Below are 26,895 nucleotides of genomic sequence, written 5' to 3'. Positions count from 1 at the left end.
ACCCTTATGGATAGCGCTGGCGGTGGTAGGGCTGCTGGTAGTATCTGGGTGGTGGATGGAGCCGCTGCGTAAGTTCGGCCGCGAAGAAGTAGCCCGGCAGTTAGACCGCCAGTTTCCAGCGCTTCAGGATAGCACAGGACTACTGTTATCAAACCCGGCCGACCTGCCGCTATTGGGTCAGCTACAAGTCAGGCACGTAGCGGAGCAACTCACCCAATTGCTCACTGATGGCCCAGCCTTACTTCCTTTTTCGTTTAAAAAACCGCTCATTATTAGTGGCCTATTAGCAGCGGCGGCGGCCATTATCGCGCTGCTTCCTCCACCTAACAAGCTCACACAGGCTAGCCCAGCCGCGGTAGCCGTGCGCTTCTCGCCCGATGCCGCCAGGCCCGTGCCGGCCGCGGCCCCGCGCCTTACTAAAGTCGAGCTGCTGGTGACGCCCCCCGCCTACACGCGGCGGGCCGCGTTTGCACCGGCGGCCGCCTCGTTTCAGTGCCCGCAGGGGGCGCTGGTGCGCTGGCTGGTGCACGTAAACCGTGCGGCGGGCAACGCGCCCATACTGGAAATTGGTAGCCAAAAGGTGTCGCTCCGGCCCGCCGTAGGGCTAGCCAATCAGTTTGAAGCTACGCAAACCCTCACTGCCTCAACTCTCTACCGGCTGCGCTTTGCGAGGCAGACTTCCGACGACTACGCCATCGACGTGCGGCCCGACCAAGCCCCCAGCATTCGCCTGCAAACCCCTAAGCCCTACACCCTTATTGCCGCCAGGGGCACCCGGCCGGAAGTACCCGTCAAGGCCACGCTGCGCGATGACTATGGCCTCAGCCGGGCCGAGCTGGTCATCACCGTGGCCCAGGGCCAGGGCGAGGCCGTGAAATTTCACGAAGTGCGCCGCGACCTGAGCACTGACCTAGGCAGCCAGCCGGGCGAGGCCACCGTGGCTAGCCTCCTGAATTTGCCCAAGCTCGGCCTGACCTACGGCGACGAGCTGTATTTCTACGTGCAGGCCCGCGACAACCACGGCCAGAGCGCCCGCTCCGACGCCTTTATCGTGCAGTGGCAGGACACGGCCGCCGCCGCCAGCGCCCTCGACATGGGCATGGGCGTGAACACCGCGCCGGCCTATTTTCGCTCGGAGCGCCAGATTATTATCGATACCGAAAAGCTGATTGCCGAAAAGCCCAGGCTCACGGCCGCCGAGTTCAGCAACCGCGCCAACGCCCTGGGCTTCGACCAGCAGTCGCTGCGCCTGCGCTACGGCAAGTTTTTGGGTGAAGAAGCCGAGAAGGGCCTCGGCGTGACGGCCGGCCCACCCACCGCCGACGAGCCCGCCGCGCCCACCGCCGATGCCCCCACGGCCGATGAAAAGCCCGCCGCCCCGAAGGCCGAGGCCGACGACCACGACCATCATCCCGAAGCCCCGCTAGGCCGCAACGCCTCGGCCACCGCCGCCACCGATGCGCTCATGGACCCCTACATGCACAAGCACGACGACGCCGAAACCGCCGACTTTCTGGAGCCAGCCGTGAAGGCCAAGCTTCACGCCGTGCTCGACGAGATGTGGGCCGCCGAGCTGCGCCTGCGCACCGCCCAGCCCGCCGCCGCTCGCCCCTACGAGTACCGCGCCCTTCGCCTGCTCAAGCAGGTGCAGCAGCAAACCCGCGCCTACGTCAAGAAAGCCGGTTTTACGCCCACGCCTTTCCCCGAGGCCACGCTGCGCCTCACCGGCGAGCTGAAGGGCGCCGCCGCCCCCCGCACCCAGGAAACCGTGCCGGCCCCGCCGGCCCAGCCCGCCGTGCGCGCCGCCCTGCGCTGGCTAGCCACCCAAAGCGGCCAGCCGGCCCGCCCCGCTGCCGCCGCCGCCCTCGAACAGGCGGGCGCTGTGCTGGCCCAGGCCGCCCTGCAAATGCCTGGCCTCTACCTACCGGCCTTACGCGCCCTGCGCCAGCTCGCGGCCGATGCCCGCGCCAGCCGCGTGCCGTGCGCTACCTGCCTGCCCCGGGCCCAGCGCGCGCTTACCAACCTGCTGCCCGCGCCCGTGCCCACCGCCGCCCCAGCCCCCGCGCCCGACCGCCTGGCCCGGCGCTACTTCCAGGAGTTGAGCCGCTAGGCCCGTTTTCCTTTATTCAACGCGTATGGGTGAATTTAAAAGACCATCATGCCGAGCTGGTCGAAGCATGACGGTCTACAAGCAATTTTAGTAAAAGCCAAATACACGCTCAGGCTGACATACACTGCGAAACACCGCGCGAAACAGCATTAGCTTGCCCCCCGATTCCTTGCCTACCATTGCCTTAATATTACTCGCCACGCTAGCCCTGGGGCTGCTAGTGGCCGCCCGGCGCCGGCCCGACCGCCGCCGGCTGATGCGGCGGCTGCTGGCTAGCCTGCTCGCCCCGCTGGCGCTGTGGTACACGGCCTACCCGCCGCTGCGCGCCGTGCCCGCCACCCAGGCCGCGGCCATTATCCTCACGCCTGGCTACCAGCCCGATACGCTGCGCCAGCTGCTGCGCCGCCTCGGGGCCGGCACGCCCGTGTGGGCCTACGGTACCCGCCCGCCGGCCCGCGCCAAGGCCTTGGGCAGCCTGCTGAAGCTAGCCGAGCAGCGACCGGCCCTGCGCCGGGTGCACGTGCTAGGTGAAGGCATGGCGGCCACCGAGCTTCCCGCGTTGGGGCCGCTGGCCGTGGTGCCCCACGCCGCCCCGGCCCCTCCGGGCGTGCAGGCCGCGGGCTGGCCCCAGCACCTCACGCTGGGCCAGCGCTTTGACGTAGAAGGCACGGTGGCCGGGGCTAGCTCCACCTGGGTAAGCCTGCAAGCCGAAGGCGCCAGCCGCGACTCGGTGCGGCTGCCGGCCGGCCGCGGCCCCTTCCGGCTGAGCTACCAGCCCAAGGTAGCGGGCCTGGCGCGCTATGCCCTGCGCCTGCGCCGTGAGGGCCAGCCCGCCACCACCGAGCCGCTGCCCCTGGAAATAGTACCCGCTGCGCAGCCCCCGGTGCTGCTGCTGGCCGCCGTGCCGGGCTTCGAATTCAAGTTTTTGAAGAATAACCTGGCCGCCGCGGGCCGGGCCGTGGCCCTGCGCACCAGCGTGAGCCGGGGCTTGGTGCAAACCGAGTTTCTCAACCAGCCGGCCCAGCCGCTCGACCGCCTCACCCCCGGCCTGCTCGCCCGCTACGCCGTGGTAGTGGCCGATGCCGCCACCCTGGCCAGCCTGCCCACCAGCGAAAGCCAAGCGCTGCGCACCGCCGTGCAGCAGGGCCGCCTGGGCCTAGTCGTGCTGGCTGAAGCCGCGGCCCTGCCCGCCGCCACGCCCGCCCGCGCCGACTTCGCCGTGCAGCCCTTGCCCACGGCCGGGGCCGTAGCGCAGCCCCTCACCTGGCCCGATGCGCCGGGTGTGGTGCGGGCGCTGGTGCCCGCCCGGCTGCGGCCCAGCGCCGCGCTGCAACCACTCATCACGGCGCCAGGCGGGACCGTAGTGGCCGCCAGCCGGCGCGTAGGGCTGGGAGCTACCGTGGTATCGGTGGTGCCCGAAACGTTTCGGTGGGCCTTGCAAGGGCAGGCCGCGGCCTATGCTTCTTTCTGGAGCCAGCTCTTAATGGCCGCCACCCCGCCGCCCGCCCCGGCCGCCACCTGGCTAGCCCTGAGCCGCTGGCCGCGGCCGCAGCAGCCGCTTACGCTGCGGCTGGCGGGCACCCGGCCGGCTAGCCTGCCCACCGTGCAGCCGCTGGCGGGCGGCCCCGCCGTGCAGCTAGCCCTGGCGCAGGACACCCGCCTGCCCGAGTGGAGCACCGCCCAGTATTGGCCCGCCACGGCCGGCTGGCACCAGGTGCACGGGCCGGGCCGCACGGTGCATAGCTTCTACGTGTACGACTCGGCGGCCTGGCGCGGGCCCGAGCTACTGGCCCGGCAGCAGGCGCTGAGCCAACGCGCTACCCTAGCCAGCTTCAGCCAGGCTTCCGAAACCACCACCGTGCAGCAGCCCTGGCCAGTAGGCTGGTTTTTTGGGCTGTTTCTAGTGGCCGCGGGCTTCTTGTGGCTGGAAGAAAAGCTGTGATTACCGCAAGTTTAGGGGTAGTGTATGCGCGGGTAGCAACGTGTCCCTACGTTTCCGCATCGGGCGGGCTCCCCGACGACAGGGCGCAGGCCAAGCGTGGCTACCCGCGCCCCTAGGCCAAGGCCGCAACCACTTTAGCTAGCCCTTACTTTGGAACTAAGACTGCCTGCTTGTTCGAAGTAGGCAGTTTTTTTGGGAGCTTACGCAACGGTTAGCCTGGCTTACCGGTCAAGCCCCTAACTGCCGGAAACCGATTCCCGGCGCTCGTGCAGCTTGCGTATGGCTACTCCTGTTTCTGCTGTTTCCGGGGCTTTGCTGGCGGCGTGCCGCCGGGGCGAGGAGGCGGCGCAGTTTCAGCTCTACCAGCTGCTTTCGCACCAGCTCATGGGCGTGTGCCTGCGCTACTGCCCTAGCCGGGCCGAGGCCGAAGACGCGCTGCAAAACACGTTTGTAAAGCTCTTTACCCGCCTCGACCAGTACCGGGCCGAGGGGCCCTTCGAGGCCTGGGCGCGGCGCGTGGCGGTGCGCACGTCGCTGCACGCGCTGGAGCAGCACCGCCTGCGCCACCCCGGCGGCTATGGCCCTAGCGACCTCGATGCTGTAGCTCCCGACTTGCCTAGTCCCGAGCCCTCGGCGCTCGACGAGCTGGCCGCCGCCGACCTGCTGCTGCACCTGGCGGCCCTGCCGCCCGGCTACCGCGTCGTGCTCAACCTCTACGCCATCGAAGGCTACTCGCACCCCGAAATCGCGCAGCTGCTAGGCATTGCCGAAGGCACCAGCAAATCGCAGCTGGCCCGCGCCCGCCAGCTATTGGCCCAGCGCCTGGGCCTAGCCAAACCCAAGCTTTGTCAATCATGAATGAACCGGCTAAATTGCCCACTGACGATACCCGCGACCCGCTGCTGGCTGCCCTGCGGGAGCGCCTGGGTGACTACGGCGCGCCGCCGCCACCGGGAGCGTGGGCCGGCATCCAGCAGCGCCTGCCAGCATCGGTGCGGCCGTGGTGGCGTCGGCCCCGCCGCCTGCTGCCCGCGCTGGCTTTGCTCCTATTCGTGCTGGCGTTGACTGGCTACTTGCTCAACCGGCCGGGTGGCCGCGCGGATAAAATTGCGGCCCACTCAGCGCATCAACCAGTGGCGGCCCCAGCCCGGCCGGCCTATGCAACTAGGGTGGCTGGCGAAAAGATAATACCTACCCCGAATGGCTCAGCTTCCAAGCAATCAGTTGCAGCAGTTACTCGTTCTACCCTAGCCAGCCGCGCCGCGCCAGCGCTTACCCAGCTGCCAACGGCCAGCGAGCTGCCAGCGCCAGCCGGCTTGCCGACTGCTACTACCGCTGCCCCGCGGGCGGACGCGGCCACGGTGAATGCCTCGCCCCACTCGGCACAGGCTACGCGGCCGAGAGGTATCAGGCTTGGCTTATACAAGCACTTACTACCCAGTGATTCCGCAGCTGCACTAGCAGCTAGCGTTTCCAACGTAAACCGCCGGGCGGCGCGGCGGTTGGCGGCCTCCGCGAGCGGCGGCCAGCGGCGGCGTAGCACAACGGCAGGGCTAGCAGAGGTCATTCGCCGCTCGGCTTTCGAAACGAATGGGGAAAAAGCTGCGGGTGGCCTGATTACCCCGCTCACGAGGACAGCCTCTGCCCCAACTAACATCCGAACCCAGGCCCGCCGCCACCAGCTGGCCCGCGCTACGCGGCACCGCCCGCGGCAACAAAGACCGCTTATTATTTCCGAAGCTGCCCAGTCTGCCGAGCCGCTCTTGGCAGGCAGCGACGCGCCCCGCCCGGCCCCGCGGCGCACCGGGCAGCTCGCTACGCTTGCTGCTACTACTTCCCAAGCCTACGCCAGCCAGGCCCTGCGCCGGGCTAGCCTGGCTCCACTAACCGCAGCTAACCTACCGGCCAGCCTGACCGCCTTGCCCGATTCGAGCCCCCTGGCGCGGCCTGGGCGGCGCTGGGCGCTGCTGGCCACGGCCGGCCCTACGCTTAGCTACCGCACCATTGGGGCCCTGCCGCCGGGGTTGGGCACCCGCCCCGATTTTGCGCACCTCGAGCGGCCCGCCGTGGGCCTGGGGGCGCAGGTGCAGGTGCGCCGGGTGCTGTCGGGCCGCTGGGCGCTGGCCGTGGGCCTAGGCTACCAAGAATACGCCACGCGCCTGGCCTTGCAGCAAGTGGACTCGGGGCGCACTACCCGCATTAGGCTGCGCGATACCTACCGGCTGCTGACGCTGCCCATGCAGCTGAGCTACGCGCTGAGCGCGCCGCGCGGCCGCCTGGCCAAGGCCCTGCTGCTAGGGGCCGAAGTAGGCTGGTACCGCGGCGGCCGCAGCACCGAGGGCAGCGACTGCCACTGCCAGCAGCAGGCCTACACGGCCACTGCCACCGACAGCCTTTACTCGGCTAAGACCCTGGCCCTGAGCCTGGGGCTCGACCTACGCTACCGCATTGGGGGCGCAGACTCGCGCTGGCAATGGCTGGTGCAGCCCACCGCGCGCTATGTGCTCACGCCTTTTGTGAAGCCCAACAAGGCGGGCTTTTCGCCGCGCCAACCTTTTAGCCTGGGCCTATATACGGGCTTTTCCTGGGATATCCGCTAGGGTTCAAAGCTGGCCGGCCGGCAGCTTCTACCTGCGCAATAACCCACTATTTCTCACCGATTTTTCTTCTTGACTTATGACTCGCTACCTGCTTTTGCTCGGCGCGGCCGGGCTGTTAGCCCTTGCCGGCTGCCGCAAGGATGACCTTGTGGAATGCGCTCCCACCACCACGCCAACCACGCTGCCACTTGCCGATTTTTCGCGGCGCACTAGCGTGCCGGCCCAGACATTTACCCTCGCACTGGGCACTAGCCAAACCATTACCACCGCCGGGGGTGCGGCCCTTACGTTTCCGGCCAATGGCCTGCTGCTGCCCAGCGGCGCTGTGGCCACGGGCACGGCCCAGGTGCGCATCCGCGAAATTTATACCGTGCCCGATATGGTGCTAGCCAACGTGCCCACCAATATAGTGCGCCGGGGCGATATGCTAGTATCGGGCGGCGAGTTTAATATTCAGGTCTGGCAGAACACTACCCGCCTGCGCCTGGCCCCTAGCCAAACGGTGGCGATACAGTCGCCGGTGCCAACGGCCCAGGATACTACCCGCCAATATGTGTGGCAGCAGCCCGCCGCCGTGATGGCCAGCGACAGCGCGGGCTGGCAGCTGGCTAGTACGCAGCGGGTGCAGCAGGTGCCCGGCTTATACCGGGCCTCGTTGCCCCTCGACTCTATTGGCTGGTGGAACCTCGACCAGTTTTGGCACGCCTACTACACGGCGGGTGTGGTGCAGGTGACTATAAAAACTACCGCTACGGCCGCTGGCGCAACCCGGGTGTACCTGCGCCCCGTGGGCTACAATGGCCTAGTGAAGTTGTGGCCCAGTACCACAGCGGGTACCGACTGGCTCCGCAACATACCGGCCGGTGCCGACATGGTAGCCGTTGTTTTGCAGTCAGTTAATGGCCAACTCTACTACGGCACGCAACGCATCACCATCACCAGTGGCCTGGTTATCAGCCCAGTCGTTAGCCCCGTTAGCGAGGCCGAGGCCGTACGGCTCATTCGGCAGCTCTAGGTTTTCAATTTACTGACATAAACGAACAAGGCCCCTGTGACATCACAGGGGCCTTGTTCGTTGGCAGGGCTAGCGGGCTAATAGGCCCTAGCAAACCACGCCCGGCGCTGGCTAGGCCGGCCGGTCACGATGCACACGCCGTCCTCGTCGGGCTCAGCTAGGGGCAGGCAGCGCACGGTGGCTTTGGTTTGCTCCTTGATGAGCTCCTCGGTTTCGGAGGTGCCATCGTAGTGGGTCACCACGAAGCCCCCTTTGCCATCAAGCACGGCCTTAAACTCGTCGTAGGTGTCGACGCGGGTGGTGTGGGCGTCGCGGTAGTTCTTGGCCTTGTTATAGATACTGCGCTGGATGTCGTTCAGCAGCTTATCTACGCTGTCTACCACGTCGGCTAGGGGCAGTTGCAGCTTCTGCTTGGTGTCGCGGCGGGCCGCCTCCACAGTGCCGGCGTCGAGGTCGCGGGCGCCGATGGCCAGGCGCACGGGCACACCCTTCATCTCCCACTCGGCAAACTTGAAACCCGGGCGCTCGGTATCGCGGGCGTCCACCTTCACCGAGATGCCGCGCTGGGCTAGCCCTTGCTGAATGGGCCGGATGCGCTCAAGCAGCGCGTCGAGCTCGCCGGTCTTGTAAATCGGAATGATGACCACCTGAATCGGCGCCAGCTTGGGCGGCAGCACCAGGCCCTCGTCGTCGGAGTGAGCCATGATGAGCGCGCCCATCAGGCGGGTGCTCACGCCCCAGCTCGTGCCCCATACGTGCTCCAGGCCCCCTTCCTTGGTCTGGAACTGCACATCAAACGCCTTGGCAAAATTCTGCCCCAGGAAGTGGCTGGTGCCGGCCTGCAGCGCCTTGCCATCCTGCATCAGCGCCTCGATGCAATAGGTATCTTCGGCGCCGGCAAAGCGCTCGTTGGGGGTCTTCACGCCCTTCACCACCGGCAGGGCAATGTGCTCTTCGGCAAACTCGGCGTACACGTCGAGCATCTGGCGGGTTTCGGCCACGGCCTCGGTGGCGGTGGCGTGGGCGGTGTGCCCCTCCTGCCACAAAAACTCGGCCGTGCGCAGGAAGAGGCGCGTGCGCATTTCCCAGCGCACCACATTGGCCCACTGGTTGATGAGCAGCGGCAGGTCGCGGTAGCTCTGAATCCAGTTTTTGTAGGTGCTCCAGATAATGGCCTCCGAGGTGGGGCGCACAATCAGCTCTTCCTCCAGCTTGGCGTTGGGGTCCACGCGCAGCTTGCCGGGCCGGTCGGGGTCGGTCTGGAGGCGGTAGTGGGTCACCACGGCGCACTCCTTGGCGAAGCCTTCGGCATTCTTTTCTTCGGCCTCAAACAGGCTCTTGGGCACGAACAGCGGGAAGTAGGCATTCTCGTGCCCGGTGCGCTTAAACATGTCGTCGAGCTGGCGCTGCATCTTCTCCCAAATGGCGTAGCCATAGGGCTTAATGACCATGCAGCCGCGCACGGCCGAGTTTTCGGCGAGGCCGGCGCGCTTCACCAGCTCGTTGTACCAGGCCGAATAATCTTCCTGGCGGGTAGGCAACTTTTTGCTCATAATCGCATCTAAAGACCAGCTAGTCGGGCTAGCCAACTGTGGTATGAGTTTTGTGTCAGTATCTTTCGTATAAAGGCACCGTTTCGGGGCGAAATTACGTTATAGTAGTGCGCGCGCCCGCGGCAGGCTGTTTAAAGTTGAGCGGTTCTTTTTGGGCCGGGCCACGGGGCCTGGACTTCACCTAGCCTCCATTCGCCACGCATTTATTTTACTATCCCACTCAGCCCCCGCTGATTTCTCATTTTTTCAATCATGAAAAACCTGCTCACCGCTACTTTGCCAGCGTTGGCGCTGCTCGCTTTGGGCGGGTGCGCCACCACCGGAGCGCTGACGAACTCCACGGAGAACGACGGCGTGTATTATTCCTCCAGCGACCACACCACCACTACGGTGCCGCGCGCGGCGGCCTACGGCAGCTCGGGTACCATTCCGGCCCGTGCCCTTGATGACACGGTGCCCGCGGCCACGGCGGCTACTACCGAAGATGCCAACCCCGACTACCAGGGCGGCACTACGCAGGGCACTTATGCCACCGGCACCGATTATTACAGCAACAGCTACAACAACGGGCTGAGCACGTACAATCCTAACCCCAGCGGCTTCGGCCAGCCCTACACCGGGCCGGGCGTCAGCGCTTATAACTACTCGCCGGGCTGGTCGGTGTCGCCTTCGTTCTACGGCTCGCCCTTTGGCTACGGCGCGGGGCTAGCCCTGAGCTACGGCTACTCGCCGTTTGCCTATGGGTATGGCTCGCCCTTCGGCTACGGCTACCCCTACGGTGGTTTCTATGACCCCTTCTTCTCGCCTTTCGGCTACGGCTATGGCTCGGGCCTGAGCATTGGCTTTGGCTACGGCTTCGGGGCTTTGGCTATCCGTATGGCTACGGTTATTCGCCCTTTGGCTATGGCTACCCCTACGGCTACTCGTCGTTCTACGGCCGAGGCTATGGGTACGATGCTGGCTATGCCAGCCCGGTTATCTACACGCGGGGCGCCAGGGTAAGCACGCCGGGCGCGGGCGCAGTGCTTTACGGCTCGCGCACTAACCGGGGCGGGGCCGTGATGAACGCCAGCCCGAACGCCGTGAACGCGGGTGGCAACAGCCGCGGCTCTTATACCGGCAATGCCGTGGCCCTGCCCGGCAATGCGGCCGGCGCTCCAACCACCTCGGCTCCTATGGGCCGGGGCGGCCGGGCCGTCAGCTTCGGCGAAGCCACAGGCCAGCCGACGTATTCCAACCCTTCGAGTTCGACCGGCAACGTGGCTCCGCAGACTACGCCGGCCGCTGGTCGGCGCGGGTTCTTCAGCGGCTTTTTTGGCAATGGCAGCACCGGCAACACTACTACCGCCGGCCAGCCGGTCAACCCCGAAAGTCGCCAGCGTAGCTACAGCCAGCCGGCCTACAACAATGGCCAATTGCAGCAGCGTAGCTATAGCCAGCCGCAACGCACCTATAGCCAACCCTCGTATAGCCAGCCGGCCTACAGCCAGCCCAGCCGCTCGTTTGGCGGGGGTAGCGTTGGTGGCGGGGGCGGCGGTAGCTTCGGTGGAGGGGGCGGCGGGGGCGGCGGCCGGGGCCGCCGCTAGGCCAAGCTGCCTCGCCTGCGTTGCTTTACTGCTTGATTTTACTCGAGCCGGTCCTCCTGGCCGGCTCTTTTTTGCCCCTACTTTTTTCTTATGAAGCACGCATTTATGGGCCTGGCTACTATGCTAGGCGGTTTTTTGACCTTCAGCCAGGCGGCGCACGCACAGGGTGGCTACGCCAACGATGCCCTGCTTTACATGCGCCAAAACCCGGCCGGTACGGCGCGCACCCAGGGGCTGGCGGGCGCTAACGTGTCGCTGGGCGCCGATTTTAGCAACCTGACCAGCAACCCCGCCGGCCTGGGTTTCTTCACCAAGTCGGAGGTGAGCCTGACGCCGGGCGTGGGTTTTGGCACCACCAATGCCACGCAGGCCGCCAACGCGGCGGCCGTGGGCAGCAGCTTTCCGACCATCGCGCAAACGGCCAACAGCTTTCACATTGCCAGCGCGGGCGTGGTGTTTGCCAATCGCCGGCCCGACAACGACAACACCAGCGACTGGCGCGGCGGGGCCTTTGCCCTGGGCTTTACCCGCCTGGCCGATTTCAACCAGGGCCTGCGCTACCAGAACACGACCGACGACAATCACTCGTTTTTTCAGCGCCTGCGCGAGCCGTACAATAATGGCGACTACACCAGCGCCGCCTATCAAAACAACCTTACTGATATTTATAATCAGTACAATACCAAAACGTACACCAACATCGATGGGCTAGCCTTCGGCGCTGGACTTGTAGACCAAGTGGAATTCCCCAAACCTGGCAGCGGAGTTTTCCGGGCAGCTACGCCAGCTCCCATTGACCCTAGCAATCCGGGTTATGCCACCACTTCCCCGGCCCTGCGTGCCGCCCGCAAAGGTCCCATCACCCAAACCGAAACCATCCAGACTACGGGCTCGCTCTCGCAGTTTGACCTGGGCTACGGTGCCAACTACCGCGACCGGCTCTACATCGGCGGGGGCGTGGGCATCGTGTCGCTGAATCGCACGCGCAACAGCACGTTTAGCGAGAGCTCGGGCGGCGACCAGGACTTTGTATCGACCGACTACCTCAAGACTACCGGTACCGGTATCAATGCCCGGCTAGGCTTCATTGTGCGGGCCGCCGATGCCCTGCGCCTCGGCGCTTCGATTCAGACGCCCACTTACATCCGCCTGACTGAAGAATACAGCACCAGCCTCACGGCCAATACCAAGTACGCCACCACCGGCACCACCCCCTCGCTCACTACCGCGCCGGGCACGTTTGACTACAGCATCACCACGCCCTTCCGGGCCAATGGCGGCGCCACGGTGCTGCTGGGCAAGGCCGGCTTCCTCACCGGCGATATCGAGTACGTGGGCTACTCGCAGGCCAAGTTTAACACCACCGACGGCAGCAGCGACCAGGGCCTGAACGATGGCAACGCCAACATTGCCAGCAACTACCGCAGCGTGGTGAACTTTCGGGTGGGCGCCGAGGCCCGCCTCGACATCTTCCGCCTGCGCGCCGGCTATGCCTACTACGCCTCGCCCTACGTCAACAACCCCATCAATCGCAGCCAGAGCTATTTCTCGGTGGGCGCGGGCGTGCGCACCAAGAGCTTCTTCGTGGATGTGGCCGGCTTCTACCTCACCGGCAAAGACCAGTACCAGCCCTATTCGCTGGCCTACGTGGCGCCGCCCACAGTCACCCAGACCAACAACCGCTTCACGGCTAGCCTCACCGGCGGCCTGCTGTTCTAGCACTGGCTTAGTCAGCCGCTTTATCCTAAAAAAGGCCTCTCCATGCGTATGGAGAGGCCTTTTGCTATCTAGGAAAGTGCTAATTAGCGCAGCTGCTTGGCTAGCCGCACTTCCAGCTGCAAGCCTACGGCGCTGGTGCCGTTGGGCACGCTGCGCACCAGCATCAGCCCATACACGGGCGTGTTGCTGGTGGGCCTGAAGGCCCGAAACGCGTAGACCTGGTTGACCGCCAGTGCGGGCAGGTAGGCGCGGCCGGTGCCCGTAAACTGATTTTGGATGGTCATGACATCCTGCGCGCTGGTAAAGTCGGTGGCCGAAAAGGTGGTGAGCCGAAAGCGCGTGCTGCGGCGGTTGGCGACGGGCCAGCGGATAGGGTCGAGCGGCGTGTGCTGGCTGGCCGAGTCGGGCGACACCAGGCGCAGGCCATCGGGCAGAATGAGTACGTCGGTGAGCTGCTGCAAGGCCTGGGCATCGCTGGCCGGGCCAATACTTTTCTTGTTGACCACCGTGTTGCCCAGCACCGAGTAGGCCGGCAGGGCTAGCCCCGACTTGAGGTCGAGAAAGCGCCGGGCGGCCACGCCGGTAGCCGGCACCCGCAGCTTGAGGGTGTAGTCGTGAAACACCACCAGCGAGTCGGCCCGGCGCATGGCCAGCACAAACGAGCGCGCCGAAGAGCCATTCACTTTATCCTGAACCGTAAACGTCCAGCGCTCGGTGCCCGCCGTGGTGCGCACCCCAAACACCGGCGTGTACAAAAAATCGCCCCGCGTGAGCGTCGAATCCATAAACGTCACCAGCGAATCGGCGGGCACGTTGTTGATAAACGAGGTGATGGGCGTGGGATAAGCAAACGGTGCCCGCTGCGGCGTGTAGCGCACCGTGGCCGTGAAGTGCGTGAGGTGGTTGGTCTTGTCGGTCGTGGTGTCAGTGATGGCGTAGAGGTTGGTGGCTAGGGTATCGGCGGGGCCCAGGCCGGTTTTGTTGCCGGTAGTGAAGCGCGACGAGCCTACGAAATAGAGCGCCAGCGGACCGTTGGTTTTGGCCCCGCAGCCGGCTAGCAAACCCACACTCAGCACCCCAAGCAAAAAACGCATACGCTGGTAATAAAAAGGAAAGTTTGGCAAAGGTCGGCAGGCGCGCCCGCCCACACTGCCTAACGCCCGGCAGCCCGTAGTTATTCCGTGCCGGGTTGGATTTGCGGCCGGCCGCTTTTTCAGCACCAAAAAGCGCGCCCGCAGCCGAAGCCACAAGCGCGCTAAATTATTATCCTCTAAATACTTATCTACCTACTTAGTAGCCATCGGGTAATCGGTGTAGCCCTTGGGGCCGGGCGTGTAAAACGTATCCTTATCACCCTTTGCCAGGGGCACGTGCTGGGCAAAGCGCGCCACCAGGTCGGGGTTGGCGATGTAGTGCGTGCCGTAGGCCACGAGGTCGGCGTCGCCGTCGGCCAGCACCTTGTTGCCCTTATCCTGGTCAAAGCCGCCGTTGATGATGAGCGTGCCCTTGTAGAGCGGGCGGTAGCGCTTGGCAATGTGCGGCTCGGCAAACTCGTTCTTGCTCACGTCGGTAAACGGCTCCGACAGGTGCAGGTAGGCTAGCCCATAGTCATTGAGGCGCTTGATGATGTAGTCGAACGTGGGAATAGTTTCGGCGTCGAGCGTCATGCCAAACAGGCCGTCGAGCGAGGGGTTGAGGCGGGCGCCCACCTTACCCAGGTCTACGCCGGCCGCCTTGATGCCATCGAGCACTTCAAAGAAAAGCCGGGCGCGGTTCTCGATGGAGCCGCCGTATTCGTCGGTGCGGTGGTTGCTGGTGCCGTTGAAAAACTGGTGAAACAGGTAGCCGTTTGACGAGTGAATTTCCATGCCGTCGAAGCCGGCTTCAAGCGCATTTTTGGCGCCCTGCACGAAGTCAGCCACTGTTTTCTTGATTTGAGCCACCGTCATTTCGGCGGGTGCTACCGTTTCCTTAAAGCCGGTGGGCGTGTACACCTGGCTGTGCGGGTTCAGGGCCGAGGCCGAAAGCGGCAGCTGGCCATCGAGCAAATCGGGGTGCGACATGCGCCCCACGTGCCAGAGCTGCACGAAGATTTTGCCTTCGTGCGCGTGCACCGCGCCGGTCACTTTTTGCCAGCCCGCCACCTGCTCGGGCGTGTAGATGCCGGGCACGTTGATGTAGCCCACCGCCTCGCGGCTCACGTAGGTGCCTTCCGTGATGATGAGGCCCGCCGTGGCGCGCTGGGTGTAGTACTCGACCATCAGGTCGTTGGGCACGTGGCCGTGATTGTCGGCGCGGCTGCGCGTCATGGGGGCCATCACGACGCGGTTTTTCAAAGTCAGCTTGTCGCTGTGGTAAGGGGTCAGGAGCGGTTGCTCGGCCATGAGTCAGGTCAGAAATTGTGGAGAAAGAGCGCCTTCCCGCTGGAAAGCGCTTGATAAGCTCCCGGCCCTCGCTTTTGTTTGATGTTGCTACATTATTTCTTCGACAACTCGGCGCGGCGCACGGCCCGCACAAAGCGCGGGCGCCCCAGGAAATCGGCTAGCACGGCCACCTGCTCCCACGCGGCTTCAGCGAACAAAGCGGCCGTTTCGGCTCCCAGCGCCTCGTTGATTTCCAACCAGATACTGCCGCCCGGCCGCAGCAGCACCTGCCCCACCCCGGCCAGCCGCCGGTAGAAGAGCAGCGGGTCATCGTCGGGCACAAAGAGCGCGGTAGCGGGCTCCCAGGCCAGCACGTTGGCGCGCATCAGCGGGCGCTCGCTTTCGCGCACGTAGGGCGGGTTGCTCACTACAATGTCGAGGCTAGCCGGCGCCACTCCGGCCGGCAGCGCCCGCAGCATATCGACCTGCTCGAACCGCACCGATGGCGCGTAGCGGGCCGCGTTGCGCCGGGCCACGGCCAGCGCCCCGGCCGAAATATCGACGGCCAGCACCTGGCTGCCGGGTAGCTCGCGGGCCAGCGCGATGGCCAGGCAGCCGCTGCCGGTGCCCACGTCGAGCAGGCGCAGGCCCGGCCGGCCGGCGTGGGCACGGGCCACCAGCTGCACCAGCTCCTCGGTTTCGGGGCGCGGAATGAGCGTGGCGGGCGTCACTTCCAGCTCCAGGCCGGCGAAGTGGGCCGTGCCCAGCACATACTGCACCGGCTCGTGGGCCAGCAGGCGCGCTTGCAGGGCGGGCACCTGGGCCAGCACGGCGGCGGGCACCGGCGCGGCAGCCTGCATGCGCCGCTGCAAGGGCGATACACCCAGCAGGTGCTCGGCCACCAGCGCGGCCACGGCCTGGGCCTCGGGGGCAGGGTAAAGAGCTTGCAGCGCGGTGGCGAGGCTAGCGGTGAGTTGCTGGATAGTCATGCGGGCACAAAGATGGCGGGTCCGGCGCGGCCTAGGCAGAATCCTCCCTGGCGAATAGCTTTACGCACCCAACCCGCGCTGCTTTCCCTATGTCCTTGCTCGACGACTCGTTTTTTATGCGCCGCGCCCTCGACCTGGCCATGCTGGGCCGGGGCCGCACCCGCCCCAACCCCCTGGTGGGCTGCGTGGTCGTAGGTCCGGCGGGCGATATTCTCGGCGAAGGCTACCACCAGCAGTACGGCGGCCCCCACGCCGAAGTAAATGCCCTGGCCAGCGTGGCCGACCAGGAATTACTGCGCCAGAGCCGCGTGTTTGTGACCCTGGAGCCCTGCGCCCACCACGGCAAAACGCCGCCCTGCGCCGACCTGCTCATCGCCAAAGGCGTGCCCGAAGTGATAGTATGCAACGACGACCCCAACCCGCTGGTGGGCGGCCAGGGGCTAGCCCGGCTGCGCGCCGCCGGCATAAAGGTTAGCACCGGGCTGCTGGCCGAGGACGGCCGCTGGCTCAACCGGCGCTTCTTCACGTTTCAGGAAAAGCAGCGGCCTTACCTGGTGCTGAAGTGGGCCGAGTCGGCCGATGGCTTCCTGGCCGGGCCGCACTTTCAGCAGGTGCAGATAAGCGGTCCGCAGGCCCAACTCCTTACTCATCAGTGGCGTACCGATGAGGCGGCCATCCTGGTGGGCACGCGCACGGCCCTGCACGACAACCCCCGCCTGAGCGCCCGCGAGTGGCCCGGCCCCCAGCCCATCCGCCTCGTTATCGACAAAAACCTGGCCCTGCCTCCTAGCCACCACGTGCTCGACGGCTCGCAGCCCACCATCATCTATACCCACCGCGAGCGGGCCAGCCGCCCCAACCTCGACTACGTGACGCTGCCCTTTGCCCCGGCCGGCGCGCCGCCCTCGCCCGACCTGCTGCCCGCCGTGCTGGCCGACCTGCACGCCCGCCACGTGCAGTCGGTGCTGGTAGAAGGCGGCCCCACTGTGCTCAACGCGCTCATCAACAGCAATGTGTGGGACGAAATTCGGGTCTTCCGCAGTACCAAGCGGCTCGAGCGTGGCGTGGCCGCCCCCCGGCTAGGCCTGCGCGGCTGGCAAAGCCATGAGAAAGCCGGCCCCGACGACTTGTTTATTTACCGCAATCAGTAATCCATACAAAAAGGGCTCCGGAGGATATCCGGAGCCCTTTTTTATCAGACCGAAGCTAGCGTAGGCCTAGCGGCCAAAGAGGCCGCCGAGCAGGCTGCCCATGCCGCTGCCCAAAAGGCCGCCGCCGCCCGCGCTGGCGGGCTGCGAGTTGGGTCGGCCACCCAGGCCACCCAGCACCGACATAATGGAGCCGAGGCCGCCGCCGCCCATCGAGCCCTGCTGCGGATACTGGCTGGTATCCACGCTCTGCTGCTGGCTGCCACCGCCGCCCAGCACCCCACTCAGCAGGCCGCCCCCGAGCAGGCCCCCGAGCAGCCCGCCCAGCGAGCCTTGCCCGCCCAGCGTGCCCATCGCGCCGCTCAGCAGGCCACCCATCGAGCCGCTGGGGCTTTGTGCCTGGCCGCCGGTGTTGCCGCTACCGCCGCCCATCACCCGCGAAATCACCATCGGGGCTACCACGCCCAGCAGGCCTGCCATCAGCGCACCCTTGGGAATGCCCACATTGCTGAGCTTGTCGCCAATGCTATTCAGAAAGCCTTGTTTATTAGGGTCTTGTGGGTCGTGGGGCACGCTAGCGGCCTGATCCACCACGTTTTCGAGCGTCTGTTTTTGCTCGGGGTTGATGCCGAGGTAGGCGGCCATTTTGCCCACCATCTCTTCTTCGCCGGGCGAATACGTGCCATCGGCGCGGGCCATGCTGATGAGGTCGGTCACGAGCGAGTAGCGTAGGTCGCTGTTCTTGAGCTGGTCGAGGCTCTGCTGCACCGTGTGGTTATCGGCACTATCGGCGGCGGTTAGTACCTGGCGGGTGGCATCCTGCGAAAGGCCAGCCTGCTGCGCCAGGCGCTGCAAAAACTCGGCCTCGGGGGCCGTGGCCTGGCGGTCGGCCGTAGCCAGAGCCGCAATAGCACTCAGGTAAGCGGTTTTTTCGGGCTCCGAATAGTTTTGAAGCAGCTGCGTTTCCATGAAAGAAAAGAATAAGGTGGAAAAAAGGGAAAAGACCAGGCCGCTAATTCACCAGGCCCGGCCCTGCTAACGGCAATGCGACAGCGGCGTTGCCGTTGGCAGGCAACCACCGACCCTAGCGGGCATTTTTTTCATTTTTTTATGCCTGATTGCTAAATTTTTACCTCCCATCGCTCGCTGCCCACCCTACTTTTTTTAGCGCCTGGTTTGGTCAATCCAAAAAAGCCTCCCATCTTTGTACTCCCAAACGGCCCCAACGCCACTATGGGACAAGGGAGATTAGCTCAGCTGGTTCAGAGCATCTGCCTTACAAGCAGAGGGTCACTGGTTCGAACCCAGTATCTCCCACCATTGAGAAACAGCCACTTAGTAGCAATACTGAGTGGCTGTTTTGCTTTTTGGGCATCTGAAATACGAAGGATTTCCTGCTCCCAACAGCAACAAGTCCCCAGTGCGATACACTAGGGACTCGCCGGGCAGGTGAGTAGAAACTACTGCCCAAACTCGAGCACGCGAAAGGTACCGGGCACGATGCTGGGGCGCGGGCGCGGGTTTTCGGCAGTGGCGGCCGGCGTGGGGCCGTAGTCGGCGGTGCAGGTGAAGAGGTGGTGGCTCTTGGGGTTAAGGGCGATGGTTTTGGCCCCTTTAGCCGTGGGCACGTTGGCTACCACCGTGTAGTTGGTGGGCGAGTCCTGGTGGATGACGGTGAACGTGCCCGAGCCGTTGGAGGTCACGATGTTCTGGGTCGAGGGGTCGAATACGGCCCCGTCCACGCCGGCCCCGATGGGCAGCACGGCGATTTGCTGGCCCGTCTTGCTGTCGGTCACGACCAGCTTCTCGTTGTGGCAGGCGCTGAAGAGGCGGTTGTGCTGGGGGTCGTAACCCAGGCCCGTGGGCGCCTCGCCGGGGGCCAGCTTGTGGCGCAGGTGCACGGCCAGCGTTTTGGCATCAAATTCAATCACCTCGCTCTTGTCCTCCACATTGGCAAACAGGTGCCCTTTGCCATCGGTGGCCGGGGCTTCGATATCGCCGCCCAGCTCGGCCGTGCCCTCCACCGCGCCGGTGGTGGCGTTGAGCACCGTGCTCTTGCCCCCGTCATTGCTGAAGAGAAACACGCGGTTGGAAAAGGCATCGTAGAGCAGCGCGTCGGGCTTGGGGCCGGTGGGGATGGGCGCGCCGATGGCTTTGAGCGTCTTCAGGTCAAACATCACGCAGGTGTTGTTGCGCCCGCAGGTGATGTAGCCCCGGTTGGCGCCGGGCACCACGTCGATGCCGTGTACGCCGGGCGTATTGGGGATGGTGCCGATAACCTTACGGGTTTTCAAGTCTACTACCTCGACCTGCGTGCCGTGCGAGAGGTAGAGGCGCTCGCCGGCCGGGTCCACGGTGAGGTAGTCCCAGCCGCCCTCCCCGCCCACCGCAATGGTGTGCAGCAGGTGGTAGGGCAGCTTAGCCGCGGGGGCCGTCTGGGCCTGGGTCCCGCCGCTTAGCCCGAGAGCCAGCGGCACCACAAATAGTAAATTTTTCATAAAGACAGTAGTAAGGAAGAGAGGATGCCGGGCTGGGCGGCAGCCCGGGGGCGAAGCTGGCTAGGGTGGCGAAAAAAGCCCCTGCCGGGGCAGGGGCTTTTTTCAAGCAAAAAATACCTTAAATCATTGTATTAGTGCATATTACCCTTGCCATCGCTGGTGTAGGCGCCGATGTCGTTGTTGTAGGTGGGGTTGCCCTTGCCTTTGGCCGGCGAGCCGGCTTGCAGGTGGAAGTCGCTGTTGTCGGTGGCCGCGCTCACATTGCTGGGGTCTAGGTTGACAAACAGCGGGTTGTTGTTCGAGGTTGAGGTCGAGATAATATCGGTGCTCTGCGCCTTGCCGAAGGAACCGGCCGGGTAGAAGTACTTGCGGGTCGAGTCCACGGCCGTATAAAAGAAATTGTTGCCGTAGCTGATGTTCTTCGTGTCGGCGGCGGCATTGATATCTAGGCCGTAGTAGTTATTCACCAGCAAGTTGTTGTAAAACTGCCCGGCGGCGAAGCGGTCCACCAGAATGCCCCGGCCCGGCTCGGCGTAGCCCCGGCGGTAGCCGTTGGCTACCAGCGTGTTGTTATTTACCGTCACCACGGTCTGGGGCGTCAGCAGCTTGGCATCGGTGTCGATTTTGATGCCGCTGCCCGCGTCGGCCCAAATCACGTTGTAAGCGATGGTGCCCGTCACGCCGTCGTAGATGTTAATCGACTCGCCGTCGGTGCTGCCCTCGTGCTCAATCGTATTGCGCTGCACGCTCACCTGGGCCATGCCCGAGAGGAAGATGGCATCGTCGAGGCCACCCTTAAACCAGCTGTCTTCGATGATAACCGGCACCCGCTTGGCCAGCGTGCGCTTAGGTGAGATGACGAGGGTAGCGCGTGGCCGACCCGTGGCGTCCGGCCCTCCGGTATAATCGATGTGCGTCCACTTGATAGTTACGGCCTGGGCGCTGTCGCACTGAAACCCACCCCACGAGCCGTTCGCATTTTTGGGTGAGGTAAAGGTGATGGGGCTGGCTTGGGTACCTTCAAAGTCAATGACGCCCTGAACGTAGACGGTGGAATTGTTAGGCACGTTCACCGTCACGCCTTTCTGCACGAAAAGCGTGTCTTTAGGACCGATTTTCAGGTCGCTGTTGATGGTGTAGGTGCCCACCGAGCTGAGCAGCGTGCCCTTTACGCTACCTGCCAGCGTAGTACCCGTGATGGGGTTAGAAGGCGCTTTAACCGGGGTCTGCACGGTCACGTCCTCGGTCTTTTTGCAGCTGGCCAGGGCTACGGCACCCAGGGCGATGCCTAGCACCAAGCGACCATTTAGTCGGTTGTTTAACAGCTTAATCAACGTTTTCATGGAAAAAATAAAAAGGAGAAAAGGAAAGGGTCGGTCGTAAAAAAAGCTGCCTAGCGGAGCGCGTAGCGCAGGCCTAGCAGGTAGTCGGCCCGCACTTCGTCGCGCTGTACGATGAGGTCGGACGTGCCCACCTTGAGCGTGGCCGGAGTATTGAGCAGGTTGTTGAATTTGCCGAAGGCCGTGAAGCGGCGCGACAAGCCTTTTTCCAGCGACAGGGCCAGGAAGGACTGCGGCTGCTGGTAGTAGTCGGGCCCGGCAGAATTGACTACTTGCAGCGTGCGGTCCGTGAACTGGTAGGAAAGCTGGGCGTAGAAGCGGGCCGGCCGCGCGCGGTAGAGCAGCGACACGTTGGCGATGTTGCGCGCCTGCCCTTGCAGCGGGCGGTCGAGCGGCAGGGTCACCTGGCTGGTATTGCCGGCCGCGTCGGTGGTATTGTAGGTTTTGCTGACGTGAATGCTTGAGTTCACGTAGGTGTAGTTGCCCGTCACCCCGATGTTGCCAAAGTATTTGGTCGCCACTACTTCCGCGCCGTAGTTGTTGGCCGTGCCGAAGTTCTGGGGCTGCAGCACCAGCTGCGAGCCCGTTACTTGCAGGTAGGCGTACTCGATGGGGTCCTGGATGCGCTTGTAAAAAGTGCCCACCGTGAACAGCCCCTCGTTGCTGGCGTACAGCTCGTAGCGCAGGTCAAAGTTGTCGGCCGTAGCCCGGCGCAGGTTGAGGTTGCCCACGGTGCTGTTGTTGGGCCCCACGTTCAGGTTCGGGTTTTTCTCGACGAGGCTGGGTCGGGTGAGGCCGGCGAAGTACGACAGGCGCAGGTTCTGGCTAGGGGTCAGGGCGTAGCGTAGGTGCAGGCTGGGCAGCACATCCTGGTAGGTCACGGCAAAGTTGTCGGGGTGGCCGGGGTCGGTCAGGATGTCGGCTTTTTGCAGGGTCGTAAAGTGCTGGCTGGTGCTCTCTACCCGCACGCCGCCCAGTACTTGCAGGGCGCCCAGCTCCAGCTTGGCCTGCCCGTAGCCGGCCGCAATGTCCTCGGTACCGTCGTAGTTGCTGGGGTCGCGGGCGGCGGTGCCCTGCGTGTTGTAGACCTCCCAGCTGGCGGTTTCGATGCCCGTAAACACTTCCTTGGCCCCGTTGGCGCCCAGGGCCGGCTTGAGGGTGTAGTCGTCCTGGCGGTTGTAACGGGTGGTGTGGCGGTAGAGGCCCCCGGCTTTCAGCTCTAGGTTTTGGCCAAACAGCGTGGGTTGATACGTCAGGTTGAGCAGGCCCGAAAGGTCGCGGTTGTCGTTGTGCCGCCAGAGCCGGTCCACGGGCTCCAAGAAGCTCTGGGTGCGCTGAATGCGGCGGCCAGTGGGGTCGCTAGGGTCCACCCGCAGCAAATACACCAGGTTCACGGTGGCCCAGTCCGGGGCCCGCTCGCGGCCTTCGGTGGCCACGGCGGCCCAGTCGAGCAGCAGGTTGGGCCGCAGCTCGTGCACCCCTTCCAGCTTGGCGTTTTCCACGAGCTGGCGCTGGGTGAGCGTGCGCACGTAGTCGTGCATCGTGCCCGTACCGGCAATGGTGTGCTGGTCTACCAGGCTCGAATCGGTGCTGGTGCGGGCCTGGGAGAAGTCGGAGAGCAGTAGCAGGTTGTGCCAGCCAATCTTGTTGCGCGGGTTGATAACGAAATCCACGTGCGTCACCAGGCCCACGTTGCGCTGGTGGCTCGACGTGAGGCGGGGCGCCGAAACCAGCGTCACGTTCTGGCGCGACTCGTTGAGCTGCGGCTGCACTTCGGCAAACGTGCCGTTGGAGCCAAAATACTGGTCCTGCCAGCTAGCGGCGGCAATAAAGCCTAGCCGCTGGTTGAGAAAGCGCCGGCCGTAGGTGAGGCCAGCCGTCGAATTGGCCGGCGCCTGCTTGGGCGACACGTGCAGGTTGGCGCGCGAAAAGTCGCCCGGCTGGGAAGTCACCACCTGCCCGGCGCGCTCGTTTGGGCTCTGCTGCTGAATAGCCGCCTTATCAAACCAGCTCCACTTGCGGTCCAGAAACAGCTGGCCGTAGCCCACCGAGCCGGTGGCCAGCAGCAGCGTCGTATCGGGCGCCGTTTTGGTCACAATATTTACCGTGCCGCCGATGGCGTCGCCTTCCATGCTGGGCAGCAAGGCTTTGTGCACCTCAATGCGCTGAATCAGGTCCGACGGGATAATATCGAGCGGAATAAAGCGCGATTGGGCATCGGGGCTGGCGATTTTCACGCCGTTGACCAGCGTATTATTATAGCGCGGCTCCATGCCCCGGATGACGGCGTAGGCCCCGCCGCTTCCCCCCGCCTGGCGCTGCACCGTCACGCCCGACACCCGGGTCAGCACGTTGGCCACGTTGATGTCGGGCGAGCGCTCGATGGCCCGCGCGGCAATGACGTTGAGCACATTATCGGCCGTGTGCTCGGTGCGGCGCGAGGCCGCGTCTTCCTCCCGGCTCAGCTTGCCCGTTACTACCACGTTGCCCAGGTCCTGGGCCTGGGCCTGCAGGCTAAAGTCGAGCGTAACTGCTTCTTCGGTGCCGCGAATGCTAACGGACTTGGCTTCCTGGCGGTAGCCCACGAACGATACCCCGACCACGTAGCGCCCGGCGGGCACGTGGCGAATTTCGTAGTGCCCGGCCGCATCCACCGGGGCGCTCAGGCTGGTACCCTGCACGACGACGACGGCCCCAATCAGATTTTCCCGCGCCGGGCCTCCCGTCACCCGGCCGACTATGGTAGCCGCCCGGCCGGACAAAGCCAGCAGTAATAAGAACAGCGTTCGTAACAGCTTCATAACCCTTCGTACCAAAATCCGGCACAAAGGTCCTGGTCTTAGCCCGGCTTACCGGTTACCGAATTATGACGATGTGATTACGGTTGCTTACGTTGTATGAGTTTTTTATGAGTTTAGTAATCAACATTTTAACTCCAGAATTAAAACAGAATTCAGTCAGATTTATACGAGGGGCTAGCAGGGCGCTTTACCGTATTTTTACGGCTGCCGGGCCGGCTCACTACCACCAGATAATCATAATTCAATGCCCCACTCGCACGGGGCGCAACTGCGGCCGGCCGGCCAAACTGAACAGGACAAGCTGGTAAGCAGGCATACTATCAGCCCCTTGGGGAAGCGCGCTTTATAAGGTATTGATTCGCTAATACTGGCGTAATGGCTACTGGCCGCCGGGGGCTCGTCATTTGCGCTTTTGGCTCCGCATCATGGGCGTACTTGGCAAAGGCATGAATTATTTCTTGACACTAAGCAGCCTGTGCGTGGGAATAGGCATCGGCTTAAGTGGCTGCTCGGTGCCGCCAACCAGCAAAACCACCGCCAGCCTGGAGCAGGCCGATATGCACCAGACCTACGACGACAGCACGCTGCGCACCAGCGGGCTGCCCGTGCTGCTGCCCTACAACCGCCTCGTTGCCCCGGCCGGCCAGGTGGTGCGCTACGGCGACCCCGGCCTGGAAAACCACAGCCTCGATGCGCAGCTGGTGCCAGGCGCGCCGCTACTGGCCGTGGAGGACCGCTACGGCGTGGCGCTGCTCGACACCGCGCGCCGCGCCGTGGTGGCCCGCTGGACCTACGCCGACGATGCGCGCTACAAGGGCGCCATGAGCACCTACTCGGGCCTGAAAGTGCGGCGCGAAGCCGACGGGGAGATTCATTTATTCTGGAGCGCTTCCAACGGCCAAAATCGGCAATCCTACGTGCTAGACGCGGTGTATGCCGCTGGCAAAATCCGGGTGCAGCGGGCATTTCCGTTTGCGGCGGTGGGCGCACCGCTAGCCCTACCCAACGACCTGGCCCTGGCTACGGAAGGCGGCCGCGACTACCTCTACGTGGTGCTCAACGGCAACAACCAGGTGGTGAAGCTGGACCGCGCCACCGGCCAAACCGTGTGGACGCGCCCCACCGGCGTGGCGCCCTACGGCCTGGCGCTGGCCGGCGGCCGGGTATTCGTCAGCAACTGGGGCGGCCCGCTGCCCACCGATACGCTGCACCAGGAAGTAGCCGGCGTGCCGCGCGTGTATGGCCGTACCTACACCGTGCCCGCCACCGGGGCCACTGCCCAGGGCACCGTATCGGTACTGCATCCGGCCGATGGGCAGCTGGTGCAAGAGGTGCCCGTGGGGCTGCATCCTAATGCCCTGCTGGCTAGCCCCGACGAACACTTTGTGTACGTGGCCAACGGCAACAGCGACGAGGTGAGCGTGCTCGAAACGGCCAGCCTGCACGTGAGCGAGCGCCTGGCGGTGCAGCTGCTGCCCGGCCCGCAGCGCTTCGGCGGCGACTCGCCCAATGCGCTGGCCCTCGACCCCGCAGGCACTACGCTCTACGTGGCCAACGGCCTCGACAACGCCGTGGCCGTGGTGCGGCTGGGCCGGGCGGCGGCCCGCGCCGGCGCGGCCGGGCCTAGCCAGGTGCTGGGCTTTATCCCCACCGAGGCCTATCCCGGCGGGCTGGCGCTGGGCGCACACCAGCTCTTCGTGACCAACCTCGAAGGCGAAGGCGCCCGCGTGAGCGCCCGCGACATTCAACAGGCGGGTGGCGAGCTGGAGGCCGTGGCGCGCCGGGCCCCGGCGGCCTACAACTCGCACCACCAGCTAGCCACCGTGTCGCTCGTGGCCCTGCCCACGGCGGCGCAGTTGGCGCGCTACTCCGAGCAGGTCGAGCGGCTGAACTTCTCTTTTCGCCGCGAAATAGCCCGGCGCCTGCCCCGACCCGGCGTGCTGCCCCGGCCCATGCCCGAGCGCATCGGCGAGCCGTCGGTGTTCAAGCACGTGGTGTACATCATCAAGGAAAACCGGACCTACGACCAGGTGCTCGGCGACCTGCCCGCCGGCCGGGGCGAAAAGTCGCTGTGCGTGTTTGGCGACAGCGTGACGCCCAACCAGCACCAGCTGGCCCGCGACTTTGTGCTGCTCGATAATTACTACGTCTCGGGCAAGTCGTCGGCCGAGGGGCACCAGTGGACCGACGCCGCGATGGTGACCGACTACGTGGAGAAAAACGTGCGGGCCTGGTTTCGCAGCTATCCGCACGTGCAGGAAGATGCCCTGGTGTATAGCCCACAGGGCTTTATCTGGAACAACGCCGCCGACCACGGCCACTCGGTGCGCATCTACGGCGAGGCCTGCAAGCCCCACTACGATACCCGGCTGAGCTGGAGCGATATCTACGCAAATTACCGGGCCGGCAAGCCGTTCCAGTTCACCAATACCAGCACCATTGCGCGGGTGCGGCCGCTGCTCTCGCCCAACTATCCGGGCTCCGACGAGCTGCGCATCACCGACCAGCTGCGGGCCGATGCCTTTATTAAGGAGTTGGCCGAGTTTGAGAAGCAGCCCGGCGAGGCCCTGCCCGAGCTTTCGGTTATTGCCCTCTCCACCGACCACACGGTGGGCACCCGGCCGGGCATGCCCACCCCGCGCGCCATGGTGGCCGACAACGACCTGGCCCTGGGCCGCATGCTGGCCGCGCTCAGCAAGAGCCGCTTCTGGAAGAATACCGTCGTGTTCGTGACCGAGGATGACTCGCAGGCCGGCTGGGACCACGTTTCGGCCTACCGCACCACGGGCTTCGTGGTGAGCCCCTACAGCCGCCTGCACCGCACGGTGAGCAAGAATTACAACCAGACCTGCATGGTGCGCTCGATAGAGCAGATTCTGGGCCTGCCGCCCATGAACGCGGTCGATGCCACGGCGCTGCCTCTGTTCGAGTGCTTTGGGGCCCGGCCCAGCGGGCAGCCTTACCGCAGCGTGCCCAACCGCGTGGCGCTCACTACCCTCAACCCGCCGCTCAGCAAGCTCACCGGCGCGGCCCGGCGCTTCGGCCGCCTCTCGCAGCGGCCCGAGTTTGACCACCTAGACGGCGGCCGCGACGACGTGCTGAACCGCATCATCTGGTTTGCCACCAAGGGCCGGCAGCCTTACCCCGCCGCCCTGGCCGGCAAGGCGGAAGCCGACGATGACGATGACTGAGGTACCCTGGCCAGCCCTACCGGGCTAGCCAGGGCCGCAC

The 26,895-nt window shown here is 64.7% G+C and carries 18 protein-coding genes and 1 tRNA gene; 11 read left to right on the top strand and 8 right to left on the bottom strand.

The window, feature by feature from the left end:
* Positions 1-55 precede the first annotated feature (55 nt).
* From GKZ68_RS18650 to GKZ68_RS18630, 5 genes are all read left to right on the top strand, one after another.
* The gene (locus GKZ68_RS18650) at positions 56-2,110 is read left to right on the top strand and encodes a hypothetical protein (protein WP_173117445.1); all 2,055 of its coding nucleotides are present in this window, start codon (positions 56-58) and stop codon (positions 2,108-2,110) included.
* A gap of 169 nt (positions 2,111-2,279) precedes the next feature.
* The gene (locus tag GKZ68_RS18645; protein ID WP_173117443.1) at positions 2,280-4,052 is read left to right on the top strand and encodes a hypothetical protein; all 1,773 of its coding nucleotides are present in this window, start codon (positions 2,280-2,282) and stop codon (positions 4,050-4,052) included.
* Between the two features lie 279 nt (positions 4,053-4,331).
* The gene (locus tag GKZ68_RS18640) at positions 4,332-4,910 is read left to right on the top strand and encodes an RNA polymerase sigma factor (RefSeq protein WP_173117441.1); all 579 of its coding nucleotides are present in this window, start codon (positions 4,332-4,334) and stop codon (positions 4,908-4,910) included.
* A complete protein-coding gene (locus GKZ68_RS18635) occupies positions 4,907-6,652 on the top strand; it encodes a hypothetical protein (RefSeq protein ID WP_173117439.1) in 1,746 nt (581 codons plus the stop codon). Before GKZ68_RS18640 ends, GKZ68_RS18635 begins: the two co-directional genes overlap by 4 nt.
* A gap of 76 nt (positions 6,653-6,728) precedes the next feature.
* Positions 6,729-7,667, top strand: a complete 939-nt coding sequence (locus GKZ68_RS18630) for a hypothetical protein (protein ID WP_173117437.1) — start codon at positions 6,729-6,731, stop codon at positions 7,665-7,667.
* A 77-nt stretch (positions 7,668-7,744) separates the two neighbouring features.
* Here the strand turns inward: GKZ68_RS18630 and proS are convergent, their stop codons facing one another.
* Complete coding sequence (proS, locus tag GKZ68_RS18625) at positions 7,745-9,220, bottom strand: proline--tRNA ligase (RefSeq protein WP_173117435.1); 1,476 nt, start codon at positions 9,218-9,220, stop codon at positions 7,745-7,747.
* 252 nt (positions 9,221-9,472) lie between these two features.
* On the opposite strand from proS, the gene GKZ68_RS22445 reads away from it, so the two are divergent.
* The 3 genes from GKZ68_RS22445 to GKZ68_RS18610 all read left to right on the top strand — a co-directional run bounded on the left by GKZ68_RS22445 (position 9,473) and on the right by GKZ68_RS18610 (position 12,525).
* A complete protein-coding gene (locus tag GKZ68_RS22445) occupies positions 9,473-10,222 on the top strand; it encodes a hypothetical protein (protein ID WP_173117434.1) in 750 nt (249 codons plus the stop codon).
* Positions 10,223-10,281: 59 nt separating this feature from the next.
* Positions 10,282-10,806 carry a hypothetical protein gene (locus GKZ68_RS18615; protein WP_173117433.1) on the top strand — a complete coding sequence of 175 codons (525 nt, stop codon included), beginning with the start codon at positions 10,282-10,284 and terminating at the stop codon, positions 10,804-10,806.
* Between the two features lie 90 nt (positions 10,807-10,896).
* Complete coding sequence (locus tag GKZ68_RS18610; protein WP_173117432.1) at positions 10,897-12,525, top strand: OmpP1/FadL family transporter; 1,629 nt, start codon at positions 10,897-10,899, stop codon at positions 12,523-12,525.
* A gap of 83 nt (positions 12,526-12,608) precedes the next feature.
* On the opposite strand, the gene GKZ68_RS18605 is transcribed toward GKZ68_RS18610, so the two are convergent.
* The 3 genes from GKZ68_RS18605 to prmC all read right to left on the bottom strand — a co-directional run bounded on the left by GKZ68_RS18605 (position 12,609) and on the right by prmC (position 15,877).
* A complete protein-coding gene (locus GKZ68_RS18605; RefSeq protein WP_173117431.1) occupies positions 12,609-13,619 on the bottom strand; it encodes a hypothetical protein in 1,011 nt (336 codons plus the stop codon).
* A 192-nt stretch (positions 13,620-13,811) separates the two neighbouring features.
* Positions 13,812-14,909 (bottom strand): alkene reductase, encoded by a 1,098-nt coding sequence (locus tag GKZ68_RS18600; RefSeq protein ID WP_173117430.1) that lies wholly within the window; start codon positions 14,907-14,909, stop codon positions 13,812-13,814.
* Between the two features lie 92 nt (positions 14,910-15,001).
* Positions 15,002-15,877, bottom strand: a complete 876-nt coding sequence (prmC, locus tag GKZ68_RS18595) for a peptide chain release factor N(5)-glutamine methyltransferase (protein WP_173117429.1) — start codon at positions 15,875-15,877, stop codon at positions 15,002-15,004.
* Positions 15,878-15,966: 89 nt separating this feature from the next.
* Between prmC and ribD the strand changes: the two genes are divergently transcribed.
* Positions 15,967-17,028 (top strand): bifunctional diaminohydroxyphosphoribosylaminopyrimidine deaminase/5-amino-6-(5-phosphoribosylamino)uracil reductase RibD, encoded by a 1,062-nt coding sequence (gene ribD, locus GKZ68_RS18590; RefSeq protein ID WP_173117428.1) that lies wholly within the window; start codon positions 15,967-15,969, stop codon positions 17,026-17,028.
* A 66-nt stretch (positions 17,029-17,094) separates the two neighbouring features.
* On the opposite strand, the gene GKZ68_RS22440 is transcribed toward ribD, so the two are convergent.
* Entirely contained in the window at positions 17,095-17,994 is a 900-nt protein-coding gene (locus tag GKZ68_RS22440; protein WP_173117427.1) for a TerB family tellurite resistance protein, read from the bottom strand.
* Between the two features lie 273 nt (positions 17,995-18,267).
* Here GKZ68_RS22440 and GKZ68_RS18580 point away from each other — a divergent pair.
* Positions 18,268-18,345, top strand: a tRNA-Val gene (locus GKZ68_RS18580).
* Between the two features lie 140 nt (positions 18,346-18,485).
* Here the strand turns inward: GKZ68_RS18580 and GKZ68_RS18575 are convergent.
* The 3 genes from GKZ68_RS18575 to GKZ68_RS18565 all read right to left on the bottom strand — a co-directional run bounded on the left by GKZ68_RS18575 (position 18,486) and on the right by GKZ68_RS18565 (position 23,664).
* Positions 18,486-19,523 (bottom strand): YncE family protein, encoded by a 1,038-nt coding sequence (locus GKZ68_RS18575; RefSeq protein ID WP_173117425.1) that lies wholly within the window; start codon positions 19,521-19,523, stop codon positions 18,486-18,488.
* A gap of 131 nt (positions 19,524-19,654) precedes the next feature.
* On the bottom strand, positions 19,655-20,866 hold the full coding sequence (locus tag GKZ68_RS18570) for a hypothetical protein (RefSeq protein WP_173117423.1): 1,212 nt from the start codon (positions 20,864-20,866) through the stop codon (positions 19,655-19,657).
* A 50-nt stretch (positions 20,867-20,916) separates the two neighbouring features.
* Positions 20,917-23,664: a TonB-dependent receptor gene (locus GKZ68_RS18565; protein WP_173117421.1), complete on the bottom strand. Its 2,748-nt coding sequence runs from the start codon at positions 23,662-23,664 to the stop codon at positions 20,917-20,919.
* 446 nt (positions 23,665-24,110) lie between these two features.
* Here GKZ68_RS18565 and GKZ68_RS18560 point away from each other — a divergent pair, with 446 nt between their 5' ends.
* Positions 24,111-26,855 carry a bifunctional YncE family protein/alkaline phosphatase family protein gene (locus GKZ68_RS18560; RefSeq protein WP_173117419.1) on the top strand — a complete coding sequence of 915 codons (2,745 nt, stop codon included), beginning with the start codon at positions 24,111-24,113 and terminating at the stop codon, positions 26,853-26,855.
* Positions 26,856-26,895 lie beyond the last annotated feature (40 nt).

The organism is Hymenobacter sp. BRD128 (assembly GCF_013256625.1).
Taxonomy (GTDB): Bacteria; Bacteroidota; Bacteroidia; order Cytophagales; family Hymenobacteraceae; genus Hymenobacter.
This window is presented reverse-complemented; position numbering and strand designations above follow the sequence as displayed.